Origin of the sequence: Prosthecobacter sp., assembly GCF_046154365.1 — a bacterium.
GTDB lineage: Bacteria > Verrucomicrobiota > Verrucomicrobiia > Verrucomicrobiales > Verrucomicrobiaceae > Prosthecobacter.
On the sequence record NZ_JBJXFV010000068.1, the window covers coordinates 69,676 to 81,830 of the forward strand.

A 12,155-nucleotide genomic window follows, 5' to 3' on the forward strand; every position below is an offset into this window, starting at 1 on the left:
CCTCCGATGATCGAACGGCAGGCAGCGTCAGCGCATCGGCCGTGACCTGCATGACACGCTGGAGCAAGAGCTGAGCGGCTTGGCGATCTTGCTGCATACGTCGGCGCAGCAGTTTGAATCCGGCGATCGCGCACCCGATCAGACCCTGGGCCTCGCACGGCAGCTTCTGCGGCGCAGCCGTGAGGAGTCGCGCTCGTGTGAGGCTTGCCTTATCCCAAGTTGCAATCCAGTCTGTCACAGCGGATATGTCCACCCATGAAAGCCATCGTGAATCTGAGCAGCGAGGAAATGCTGAAAGTGCGCTACAATCAGCCACGCGTTTCCTTGGAGGAACTACGTCTCCAGGAGGCGCAACATCGTCAAGCCAGCGAAGAATTCTTCAAGGTCGCCAAGAACGCGATCTCGAAGCCTGGGCGCGTGAAAGTGGTTGCTGGCTAAATGCAGATGACGCGCTGCGGCACTTTGTGCGAGGTGGGGAGGAGCATCGCATTTGCCGTGGCGATCATGTCTATGGCAAAGCCACTTACCCAGGCCGCTACGGTTTCACCGTGATCGCGGCGATGGGGGCACCCACACTCACCCATGCTCTGCCCGCCGAGTATCTGGAGCGGCTGCTGCTCTCCAATCGCATCTTTGATGATGAGGTGAAGCTCGCCGGTGTGACGAGGGAGGCTGAGGGTCTCGTGATCCTGACCACTCAGCCGACCATCGTCGGCACGGCGGCATCGCATGATGAAATGCTGGATTTTTTCACCAGCCGCCGCTTTGCCCATCTGCCAGGTTTCTGCGCGGGCTACAAAGGGTCGCTTTCGTTTTATCGCGATCTCGATCAAGTCGCCGTCTTTGACGCTCATCCCGCCAACTTCATCCGTGACCGCAGCGGCGTCATCCTGCCCATCGACGGCGTGGTGGTGCAGGCGACAGATGAACTGGCTGCCATGCTCGATCATCTCCTCTAATCATCGCCCACCATGCCCACACGCGTTTTTCAAGCGAAGCCATCGGCGCGGCTGGTGTTCCGGGGTTGGCGTCGTTGCCTTTCGGCGAGAGGTGAATCGTCAGGGCGCTGGCATGGCTTGCCACAAGCCGTGGCATAAGTAGAAGAGTTGGGCTACTGCTGTGCGCGGAATTTGTTCACCGCTTCCATGCGCGTGTGGGCGTGGAGTTTATCATAGATACTTTTTACCCGGCGGCGGACGACGTCGATCGTGATGCCGAGCTGGGCGGCGACTTCCTTGTAGAGCAATCCGCTGGCGAGCTGCTCGATGACGGCGCGCTCCGCTTCGTTCAGTCGCGATTCCTCGGGCGGCGGTTGGCGGTGGAAAAAGGTGACGACCTGCCGCGCGATGTGCGGCGACATGGGCGATCCGCCAGCGTGCGCTTGGTGGATGGCGGCGACGATTTCGTCCACGGCGATCCGCTTGAGCAGGTAGCCGCAGGCACCCGCTTTGAGCGCGTCGAAGATCAGCGTGTTGTTGTCGAAGGTCGTGAGGACGAGGCAGACCAGCGTCGGCCACGCGGTTTTGATGCGGTTGATGCACTCGATGCCGCTGATCCCTGGCAGATTGATGTCCACGAGCGCCACGTCGGCCTTGGCTTCGCCGAGGCCGGCCAGCGCTTCCTCGGCGGTCGGATACAAGGCCACGAACTCGACACCGGTTCCCGGTTTGCGGAGATTGTTGACCAGGGTGCGGGCGAAGGCGGCGTTGTCTTCGATGATGACGGTGCGGATGTCGGGCATGGATGAAATGGGGGTGATTAGCGAGGCAACGGCACGCGCATTCTGACCTCGGTGCCGCCGGTGGCACGGGGGAGGAATTCGCAGGTGCCGCCGATGGTGGCGAGGCGCGATTTCATATTGGCGAGGCCATCCTTCCCTGGCCCGCCGGGCGTCTCCGGGAGGCCGCGTCCGTCGTCGGCCACGGTGACGATGAAGGCCCCGGCTTCCAGCGCTAGGGTGACGGTGACTGCGTGGGCCTGGGCGTGTTTGACCACGTTATGCAGCGCTTCCTTGAAGGCGGCGACCAGTTCGTGCCGGAGCGCCGAGCGCACTTCCAAGACGGGCCAGTCGATGGGAATGTGAATGCGGCATGCGAGCTGTGCGGGATGGAGGTAGCTGCTCGCGTAGTGGGCGAGGAATTCCGCCATCGCGGCGAGCGTGTCGTTTTGCGGATTCACTGTCCAGACCACTTCGTCGAGCGAGGTGATCGCCTGCTCGGTGTTCTGGGTCAGTTGCCGCATTTCCTCGCGAGCGGGCGCGGGCAGGGCGTATTCGTGGGCGAAAATATTTTGCAGCATGAGGATCTGCGAAAGCCGCGCGCCCACTTCGTCGTGCATGTCGCGGGCGATCCGTCTGCGCTCCGCAGCGAGGGCGGTCTGGGTGCGGAACGCGGCGATCCGTCGGCGGCTGATCAGCATCATCACCAGCGCCCCGCCCGCGAGCGCCCCGGCGGCGACCAGCCAACGGAAGGCCAACGTCTCGGTGAAAGGCTGGTGGACGGTCAGTGGCCGGGAGAAAAGGGTCGCATCCCAAATGCCGTCGCTGTGGCCTGCCTGCGCCTGCAGGACGTAGCTGCCCGGTCGCGGGCACGGGATAGTCACGGCCGGGATGTGGGCTATCTGCCAGTCGCTGCCCAGCCCCTCGATCCGCCAGCGCAGGAGACCGAGCGGCGATTTACCCGGCTGCGGGATATTGAATTCCAGCGCGAGGCGCCTCGATCCGGCTGGGACGGACAAGCCGCTCTCCACCGGCACGGCCTGGCCGTCGGCAAACAGCGAGGCCAGCGCGGGCGTGCGAGTTGCATACACTTCCACCTCCGCGATCTGCGGCGAAAGCGGCACGGGGCTGTCACTGGAGAGGCGGATGTATTGCCCGTGGAATCCAGCCTCGCCTTCCTCCGCCCGCAGCACGTCGGGTTGTCCCTCCTTGGGAAACGAGCCGTCGGCGCGGTGCAGTCTTTGCCATACCGGCTTCACTGCGCCAGCGGGGTCACGGTCGTAAAGCTGCACCCACAGCCGGCTCAGGCGGTTATAATCATCTTGATTGCCATCGTTGCGTCCCCGCAGGGTGAGGTGGTCCACCGCCACCACGCGGCCCAGGTCGATCTCGAAATGGAAATTCCTGCCCAGGCCTGGGTCCAATGGGTGGGCGATGGTGGAGGGCAGGCCGTCGGTCAGCGCGGCCGACTGCATCGTGCCGAAAATGGGATGCGTGGATTTCACCGGGGCACCGAGCGCCACGTTGCCCAGGGACTCAGCCCGAAACTCCGTGAGCACGAAGTCCCCGTAGATTCCCCGGGAGGCTACTGGGCCACTGGGGAAGCTTTCTGGGTCTTCCGGCAGACCGGGTTCCGCATGAGTGACGGGAAAGACGTCCAGCCGAAAGCCGGTGATCCCGTCGCGCTCCGTCCGCACCGTGACGGAATAAACATCGTCCCCCTCCAGTCCGTGAACCACCCGCTGCGTCTCTTCCGCCTGGAGATGGTTGTCGGTGGTGCGGGCCAACTTCGCCCGCTCCGCCCGGAAGCGCACGATCCTCAGCGGCTCCCAGCGCCCGGTCAGTGAAGGCACGGCGTCCGTCGTGGCGGAGATCGCAAATTCCGCGATCGCATTATTAAAACGGCCAGAGAGGAAATAGAGCGTCAGTTGCACGGCATTGGCACTCAGCGGAGCCGACGTGCGGAAAATCGCCGAGTGCGGCTCGCCGATCCGTGGAGCCACTCTCCACCCGTGCGGCCCGGCCTCAATGCCGTCGATGCACTCCCGCAACTCCGCAGGCTTGCCGCCATGAAAGCTCGCCTCCACGCCGCTAAATAGGACGGGATCGGCCTTCCCGGGCAGCACTCCGGCCAGCAGCGCGATCGCCACTGCTCCTAGTCGTTGCCGCAGAGAGGGAATCATGGGCCGAAGTGTTAGGCCACCGGCGAATGAGCGTCAAACCTGATGCGGAGCCACCCCGCGAAATCAAAAGACATATTCATGTCAGCGACAGAAACGGGCTCTCTGGCCAACTCTGGCTTTTGACATGCTGGTCATGGCGCAAATCGGCTCCTGACGACCACACCCCACGCAAACCTCGTCCCGTCCCCATGAAAATCCATTTGTATGGAATCTTCGCAATTCTGCTAGCAATGCCGCTGAAGGCGGCTCCTGATGTCGCCATAGCTCCCGCGCTGGTGATGCCTGACCAGAACGGTCAGTTGCGGATGCTTGCAGCCGGGACCGGCGGGGCGCCGCTCGGCCCGGAGGCCATGGTATGGAAGGCGAATGTCGAACCCGGTGTCTATAATGTGATCGTGCAATATGCCGCATCCGAGGCTCCTCCTGCTGTGCGCCTGGATGTCAGCGATGGACGGCACCTTCAGGATCGTTTTCTGCCGGTTACCCCACCCGGCTCGGAGGGCGGCGCATCCATGACGACCCAGTCGCTCGGACCGCTCGCTTTCCCGCATGCGGAGCTGGTTGAGTTCCGGTTGCGGCGCGTTGACCCGAGCGAAGAAGCTTCAATTGTCATTTTTGACGTCGTTCTGAAACCGGTCGGCGGCACACAACCTTCCATCATCAAGAACCCGTCTGAGGCAGTGCCCCAGGAAATACCGCGCCGCGTCAATCGGGCCGATGGAGCGGAAATGGTGTGGGTCCCGCAAGGCGAGTTTACCATGGGTGGGTTAGGCGGTCCCGACGCTCACACCGTTTTCCTCACAGGATTCTGGATCTACAAATTGCCCGTGACCGTGCGGCAATACCGCCAGTTCTGCCAGAGCACCTCACGCCCGATGCCGGAGCCGCCGAATTGGGGATGGATCGAGGATCATCCGATGGTCAACGTCTCGTGGTATGATTCCCTCGCCTATGCCAAATGGGCAGGGGTCCGCCTGCCCACCGAGGCCGAGTGGGAGAAGGCCGCCCGTGGCACGGATGGTCGCGTCCTACCATGGGGGAATGACTTCGACAGCGCAAAATGCCAATCTTCAAGGGACCTCCACGGCTTCCAAGGCACCGCCCCAGTCGGGCATTTTCCCGAAAATATCTCGCCCTACGGCGCCGTCGATATGGCCGGAAATATCTGGCAGTGGTGCAGTTCCCGGATCGGCGATTATCCATACCGGGCGGACGATGGACGCGAGGACACCGACACCCATATCGAAAACGAGAAGCGCACCTACCGTGGCGGCGGCTGGGTCATGAATTCCTGGCGCGGCGACTGGATGATCCTTCACCGTGGCAATTTCTATCCGAAGTATGCTGAAAACGGCCACATCGTCGAACTCCGCCGGGACCACATCGGCTTTCGCTGCGCGGCTTCCAATCAGTGACGGCACCACCGATGGCAATCCCGAGAGCCTGAAGCTGAAAAACCCCTGCAACCACACACAGAGCTTCCTTTTCACCCAGCCCATGGTGGCAGAGTCCTGATGCGGAGCCACCCCGCGAAAACCAAAGACATGTTCATGTCAGCGACAGAAGCGGGGTTTTCTGGCCAACTCTGGCTTTTGACATGCCGGTCATGGCGCAAATCGGCTCCTGACGACCACACCCCACGCAAACCTCGTCCCGTCCCCCATCCACATGAACGCAAGATTCACCATCAAGACCCTCATCCTCGCCGCGCTGCTCACGTCGCTGCTCGCCTCCGCGCAAGCGGCCTCGGCCACATGGCTCGCCACACCGACTGATGCCAATTGGGCAACCGCCTCCAATTGGAATCCCGCCGCAGCACCAGGTGACATCCTTGGCACCAACATCAATCCCGACACTGCCACCTTCAGCGCCACGGTGAGCAATGGTTTCGGCACCACTAGTCCGGTCGTCATCGACGCGGGCCGTAACCTCAAGAACATCACCTTCAGCACAGCGGCCGCCAGCGCGTATGTCATCGGCACCACGGGCGGAAATGCGCTCCTGCTTTCAAGCGGGGGCACGATCCAGACCGACTCAAGTGTGGTGAACATTCAGACGGTCAACGCTCCAATCGTGCTTCAGCCTGCGACCCCCACCACTGCGGGCACTTACACCTTCTCCAGCAACGCAGCATCGGCCACACATGTCCTGAACTTTGGCGGCGCGATCAGCGCCGGGACAACCACCTCGACGCAAACGCTGACGCTCACCGGCACCAACACCGGGGCCAATACCCTGAGCGGCTCGCTCAGCAGCACGAATGCAGCGGGCGGGCTTATTCTGGATAAAACCGGTGCGGGCGCATGGACACTTGGCGGCAATGCTTCCTCCACCCTCGCTAAAGGACGGATCACCATGAGCGGCGGCACCCTCAATTTCGGCAGTGCTACAGAGGCACCGTCTCTGACGATCAGTGCCCTAGCGAGTGGGGGCAACGCGGGTGTGTTTGTTAACTCCGGCAACTTCAATATGAACGCCGGCAATCTGGCTGTAAACGTCGGGGAAGGGCTCGTCCTCAACGGCAGCAACGAAACCTACACCCAGACCGGCGGAACATTCAGCACGAATGGGCTCATCGAATTCGCTAACGGCGGAGGCATCAGCACCGTGAACATCAGCGGCGGCTCGCTCATCACCACCAACGGCAGCGTGAATGCCACCAATCTGGCCGTGCGCGGCACGACCACCGTCAACCTCAGCGGAACCGGCACCTTCACCGCGCCCACGCTGAACATGACCAGCAGCCAGCTCAGCGGCGGCGCGGCAACCAGCACCTTCAACCTCGACGGCGGCACCCTGGTGGCTGGCCAAATCGTCAAGGGAACCAACGGAACCACAGGCACCCAGACCTTCAACTTCAACGGCGGCACCCTGCAATCCTCGGCCAGCAGCACGACCTACATGACCGGGCTGACCAACGCTTTTGTCAAAGCGGGCGGCGCGGTCATCGACACCCAGGCCTTCAACATCACCATCGGCCAGGATCTCCTTACCGATGTGGTTTCAACGGGAGGCGGACTCACCAAACAAGGCAGCGGAACTTTGACCCTCTCTGGAGCCAGCACCTACACCGGTGCAACCACCATCAGCGGCGGAAAGTTGACCGTGTCCTCCCTCGCCAACGGCGGCTCGACCAGTGGGATCGGTGCCTCGGGCAACGCTGCCGCCAACCTGGTCATCAACGGCGGCACGCTGCAATATTCCGGGTCAGTAGCCGCCAGCACGGATCGTTCATTTACCGTGGGTGCGGCAGGCGCAACCATCGATGCCTCAGGCTCGGGCGCGGGCGCGCTGACGATTACCGGTTCGCCAACACTGGCCACCAACGCCGCGACGACCACGCTCAATCTCTCTGGCACCCATACGGGCGCGAATACCCTGGCCGGCACGCTGAGCAGCACGAATGCAGCGGACGGGCTTATTCTGAACAAGACCGGTGCGGGCGCATGGACACTTGGCGGCAATGCTTCCTCCACCCTCGCCAAAGGACGGATCACCGTGAACGGCGGCACCCTCAACTTCGGCAGCGTTACAGAGGCGCCGTCTCTGACGATCAGTGCCCTAGCGAGTGGGGGTAACACGAGTCTGTTTGTTAACTCCGGTAACTTCAACATGAACGCCGGCAATCTGACTGCAAACGGCTCGGAAGGGCTCGTCCTCCAAGGCAACAACGACACCTACACCCAGACCGGCGGAACATTCAGCACGAATGGACTCATCGAGTTCGCTAACGGCGGAGGCATCAGCACGGTGAACATCAGCGGCGGCTCGCTCATCACCACGAGCGGCAACTCGAATGATGCCACCGATCTGGCCGTGCGCGGCACGACCACCGTCAACCTCAGTGGAACTGGCACCTTCACGACCCCCACGCTGAACATGAGCACCAGCCAGATCGGCAGCGGCGCGGCAACCAGCACCTTCAACCTCGACGGCGGCACCCTGGTGGCTGGCCGAATCATCAAGGGAACCGGCGGAGACACAGGCACCCAGACCTTCAACTTCAACGGCGGCACCCTGCAATCCTCGGCCAGCAGCACGACCTACATGACCGGGCTGACCAACGCCTTTGTCAAAGCGGGCGGCGCGGTCATCGACACCCAGGCTTTCAACGACACCATCGACCAGAATCTCCTGACCGATGCCGTTTCAACAGGAGGCGGTCTCACAAAACAAGGCGCTGGCACACTGACGCTGACCGGCGCAAACACCTACACCGGCACCACCACGATCAGCGCAGGCACGCTGCAAGTGGGCAACGGCGGCAGCACGGGCTCACTTGGCTCAGGTGCGATCGTGAACAACGCAAACCTCGTTTACAGTTTTGACAACACCAGCACCGCCACTCTGCCTTCCTCTGGCATCACCGGCAGCGGCAATCTGAGCGCCACCGCAGGCTACATCAAGCTGAACGGCAATATCACCCAAGGCGGCAGCATCACTTTGACCGAGGCGTCAGGAGCCAGCGGGCTTTACTCGGGCATCTCCCTGGGCGCGACCACCAACACGCTGACCGCCGCCTCCATCACCCTGTCTGGAGACGTCGGCAAAGAGAGTGGCGACGGCAACAACCTCGCTTTGAACACCAGCGCTGCCAATGGAGCGATCAACCTGAACATCTCCTTGGGACGGGCTGGCGCTTGGTATATTCCCGCCTCCTTCTCGGCCAACGCTGGCACCGGAGCGATCAACATCACTGGCAGCGGCCCCGCCAGTTCCGGCTGGCGGGACACGCCGGTCACGCTCACGGGTGCCCTCAACATGACGGGCAACGTCAACTCCGACGCGCTGGTGACAGTGGATTCCAATGGCACAACTACCGGCACGGTGTCGGGCGCTTTCTCTGGCTCGATGCCATTGACGAAAACGGGTGCTGGCACGCTGACGCTCATCGGCGCAAACACCTACAGCGGCACGACCACGATCAGCGGCGGCACTCTGAATGTGACGAACACGAGTGGTTCCGGCACAGGCACTGGCACGGTGACGGTGGATGCGGGCAGCAAGCTCTCCGGCACAGGCCGTGTCGCTGCGAGCGCGAACAACTACATTTATATCAACGGCACCCTGCAAGTGGGCACGGCATCTGACACTGCGGGCACCGACTTCGACCTATTCACCAGCGGCGTCGGCAGCACCATTTTCGGAGCCACGAGCCAACTCAATTTGGACATCTGGAATGGCGCAGGCAGCGGCGACAGCACCGCCAATGCAGCCTTCGCCGACATCGCGCGTCTGTTTGGCAATGTCACCATCACCACGGGTTTAGTGCTCAAGCTCCACAACCCCAACAACCTGTCCGCATGGGCTCCTGGCGACTCCTTCAAGCTCTTCGACTGGGCCACCCTCGGCAGCGGCAGCAGCATCACCGGCAGCTTCATCCTCGATAGCAGTGACTTAAACCTCGGCGGCTACAGCCTCAATACCAGCAACCTCTACACCCTCGGCACCATCAGCGTAGTGTCCATCCCCGAGCCTAGCCGTGCGCTGTTACTCATGCTCGGTGTGTCCGGGCTGGTGCTGCGTCGGCGGAGAGTAATCCCGGGATCGTAGCCCGCCAAACCTCCGCTAGACCCTAGCGCTCCGAGCGATGCTAACCCCCTTCAAAGCCCCAGACCCAACGCAGCTCAGACGGGCTAAAGCCCGAGAATACTCTCCGCTGCTCGGTCAAAGGAGAGAAATGAAACAGAACCACAAAACACGCAGAGCTTTTGCTCTAGCCTCCATCGCGCTCACGGCGCTCGTCCTGGCATCCTTCGCTGCAATCTCGGCGGCGGAATCGCCAGCCGAGCTGAAGCCGATCAATGTCAAAGACTTCGGTGCCAAAGGCGACGGCGTGACCGACGACACAGCGGCAATCAACGCAGCCATTGTCGCGGCACAGAAGCAGGGCGTGGGCGCTGTCGTCTCGCTACCTTCAGGCCGATACAAAACGACGCTGGGAAAGGAAAAGTCCATTCGCATCACGGGTGCTGACGGGCTGACGTTTCAAGGCGAAGGCGACACGACCATCGTGTCGGGTGATCTGGATGAGCCGGTGTTTCGCCTGCTCGATAGCAAAAGCGTAACCGTTCGGAAACTCTCCATCGACCACGACCCTCTCGGCTACACGCAGGGAACGATTACGGGTGTGGACATCCCGAACATGACTTGCGAAGTAACGATCGACCCCGGCTATCCCGCACCAAACGATCCGAGGCTCAAAGGCTCGCAGGTGCATGCGTTCGTGTTCCCGGAGAAGAATTACTATCAACTTGATCGCTACTGGCCCAACCCGTCTGAAATGGTAAAAACCGGTGAGCACACGTGGAGCTGGAAACTGAAAGGGCCGCCCAACATCGACAACTGGCCCGGCAAGAGGTTTTTCATTTACGCTGAGGGTCGCAGCCACGCTTTCATCCTCAGCAATCTACGCGACACGTCTTTGGAAGACATTAATTACTGGGGCGGCGGGGCCAACGCGGGCTTTTACGTCAACGGACTGGAAGGCACCACGACGTTCCGGCGCTTCGTGATCGGCGTGCCTCCCGGCTCAACTCGACTCTATTCCTGCGCGGGCGGCGGCCAGATCAGCGGTCTGCGCGGAAAGCTTCTGCTCGATCAGTGCGACTTTTCCAAAATAGACGACGGCATTGATATCTTGTCCAATTACACGCGCATCACCGAGCAAAGAGACAAGCGGACGCTGGTCGTGCAGGCCAAAAACAGCGATTACCGCGCGGGCGACCGGGTGGAACTCTGGGATTGGCTGCACAAAAGAATGCGGTCGGACGCCATCATCACAACAGCCACGAGCAACCCCGGCGGAACGTTCGTTATTGCTCTGGATCGGGATGTCGTGACCGAGCACGTGGGCGTGGGCGTCGGCATGAACTTCAGCCGCGAGTCCATGACTGACGGCATAGACCGGCTCATCAACGTGGCGACGGTGGGGCAGGAAACCATCATCCGCGACAGCAAGTTTCAGGTCTTTCGTGCGAAGTGCCTCAACTTGAAAGCCGCCAATTGCACGATTGAACGCTGCACTTTCAGCAATAGCTTCCAACCCGCGATCTCCGCCGCACCCGAATGGTATTTCGAGGAAGGATCGTCGATTCGCAACCTCACGGTGCGCGACTGCACTTTCACCGACAACAATCACCCCAACATTGATATCGGAGCGTCTCCGCTTTCGGGAGTTCCCGGCACCAAACCCATCGTGAGCGATGCGCCAGAACACATCTCGCACGACAGCACGAAGATCCTGATCGAAGGCAACTCGTTCACCGGTTTCGGCACCACTCCGAGTGTCTTTGATTGGAACTGGCCCGTCGGCCCGGCAATTACCATCACCAACGCGGCCCATGTGATGATTCGCGGGAACACCTTCGGCCCGCTCGCTGAGACTGCGCCTAAAGGCACGCCAAAAATCCTCATTCAGAAATCCAGTGACGTGGAGATCATGGACAACAAAGGCATTTCCGCCGAGGAAACGACAGTCCCCGACCTGACCAGTGCGTCATCGTCCGACGACGAGAAACGTCGCCGGCCGCAGAAGTAAACGCCATCCGCATCCCCAAGAGCAGCTATCCTCGCAAATCCTCCATGAAATCCATCAACCCGCGCCGCATCATCCTCACCGTCGGCATGGCTGTGCTGCTTGCCATTCCAGTCGCCCAGGCTGGCACTGTGGTGACAGCGTTCAGTTCGGCGACACCGGCGGGACTGGGATGTAGCGTTTGGGGCTTTGCCGGGAGAAAGCAGGTGACTTCCTGCTGACTTGAGCCACGATGCAACCATGATCATCTACCCGACCTACTCGCCCGAAGAAATCGCCAAGGAATCCGCAGGGATCGAAGCGGCTGGGCAGCGGATTCGATCATCGCCCGCGCTCCGTCAGGAATTTCTAAGATCGCTCGGCTTTGGCCCACTCTTGGATGAACGTGATCGCAAGGAACAACAGCGCAACTTGAAGTCAAAAGCCCTCGGTCAACGGACAAAGAAGTCTTGAGCTTGGCCAATGAACACGTCGGGACTTATCCTTGGCTACCACGGTTGTGAGATGGCACTCGCACAGAAGATCGTTCTTGGTGATGAAGTTTTAGCCATCAGCACCAACGGTTACGACTGGCTTGGTGAGGGTATCTACTTCTGCTTTGTTAGGAGGTTGAAGCCTTCGCCGGAGCAACTTTTTCCCGTTTGCGTTGGCGTTTGAGGGCGTTGGCTGCCGCACGACGACGTTTCTCGTGGCGACGCTCGATGCGCTCGATCAGCGC

At 61.2% G+C, this 12,155-nt stretch carries 10 protein-coding genes; 8 read left to right on the forward strand and 2 right to left on the reverse strand.

Annotation, left to right across the window (positions count from 1 at the left end):
* Positions 1 to 34: 34 nt before the first annotated feature.
* Genes ACKVY0_RS09120 through ACKVY0_RS09130 form a run of 3 tightly spaced genes read left to right on the forward strand, consistent with a single transcriptional unit; the run spans position 35 to position 959 of the window.
* The gene (locus tag ACKVY0_RS09120; protein WP_409214505.1) at positions 35 to 259 is read left to right on the forward strand and encodes a histidine kinase dimerization/phosphoacceptor domain-containing protein; all 225 of its coding nucleotides are present in this window, start codon (positions 35 to 37) and stop codon (positions 257 to 259) included.
* Entirely contained in the window at positions 256 to 438 is a 183-nt protein-coding gene (locus tag ACKVY0_RS09125) for a hypothetical protein (RefSeq protein WP_409214507.1), read from the forward strand. Before ACKVY0_RS09120 ends, ACKVY0_RS09125 begins: the two co-directional genes overlap by 4 nt.
* Complete coding sequence (locus tag ACKVY0_RS09130; protein WP_409214506.1) at positions 375 to 959, forward strand: hypothetical protein; 585 nt, start codon at positions 375 to 377, stop codon at positions 957 to 959. The genes ACKVY0_RS09125 and ACKVY0_RS09130 overlap by 64 nt, the downstream gene beginning before the upstream one ends.
* A gap of 152 nt (positions 960 to 1,111) precedes the next feature.
* Here ACKVY0_RS09130 and ACKVY0_RS09135 read toward each other — a convergent pair whose 3' ends face one another.
* Both ACKVY0_RS09135 and ACKVY0_RS09140 read right to left on the reverse strand, forming a co-directional pair.
* Positions 1,112 to 1,741: a response regulator gene (locus tag ACKVY0_RS09135; protein WP_409214497.1), complete on the reverse strand. Its 630-nt coding sequence runs from the start codon at positions 1,739 to 1,741 to the stop codon at positions 1,112 to 1,114.
* Between the two features lie 17 nt (positions 1,742 to 1,758).
* Positions 1,759 to 3,900: a sensor histidine kinase gene (locus ACKVY0_RS09140; protein WP_409214498.1), complete on the reverse strand. Its 2,142-nt coding sequence runs from the start codon at positions 3,898 to 3,900 to the stop codon at positions 1,759 to 1,761.
* 188 nt (positions 3,901 to 4,088) lie between these two features.
* Between ACKVY0_RS09140 and ACKVY0_RS09145 the strand changes: the two genes are divergently transcribed.
* The 5 genes from ACKVY0_RS09145 (at position 4,089) to ACKVY0_RS09165 (ending at position 11,890) form a co-directional block, all read left to right on the forward strand.
* Positions 4,089 to 5,315 (forward strand): formylglycine-generating enzyme family protein, encoded by a 1,227-nt coding sequence (locus ACKVY0_RS09145; RefSeq protein ID WP_409214499.1) that lies wholly within the window; start codon positions 4,089 to 4,091, stop codon positions 5,313 to 5,315.
* A 253-nt stretch (positions 5,316 to 5,568) separates the two neighbouring features.
* Positions 5,569 to 9,453, forward strand: coding sequence for an autotransporter-associated beta strand repeat-containing protein (locus tag ACKVY0_RS09150; protein WP_409214500.1), 3,885 nt, complete (start codon positions 5,569 to 5,571; stop codon positions 9,451 to 9,453).
* Between the two features lie 127 nt (positions 9,454 to 9,580).
* The gene (locus ACKVY0_RS09155) at positions 9,581 to 11,440 is read left to right on the forward strand and encodes a glycosyl hydrolase family 28-related protein (RefSeq protein WP_409214501.1); all 1,860 of its coding nucleotides are present in this window, start codon (positions 9,581 to 9,583) and stop codon (positions 11,438 to 11,440) included.
* A 44-nt stretch (positions 11,441 to 11,484) separates the two neighbouring features.
* Entirely contained in the window at positions 11,485 to 11,658 is a 174-nt protein-coding gene (locus ACKVY0_RS09160) for a hypothetical protein (protein WP_409214502.1), read from the forward strand.
* 19 nt (positions 11,659 to 11,677) lie between these two features.
* Entirely contained in the window at positions 11,678 to 11,890 is a 213-nt protein-coding gene (locus tag ACKVY0_RS09165; RefSeq protein ID WP_409214503.1) for a hypothetical protein, read from the forward strand.
* Positions 11,891 to 12,155 lie beyond the last annotated feature (265 nt).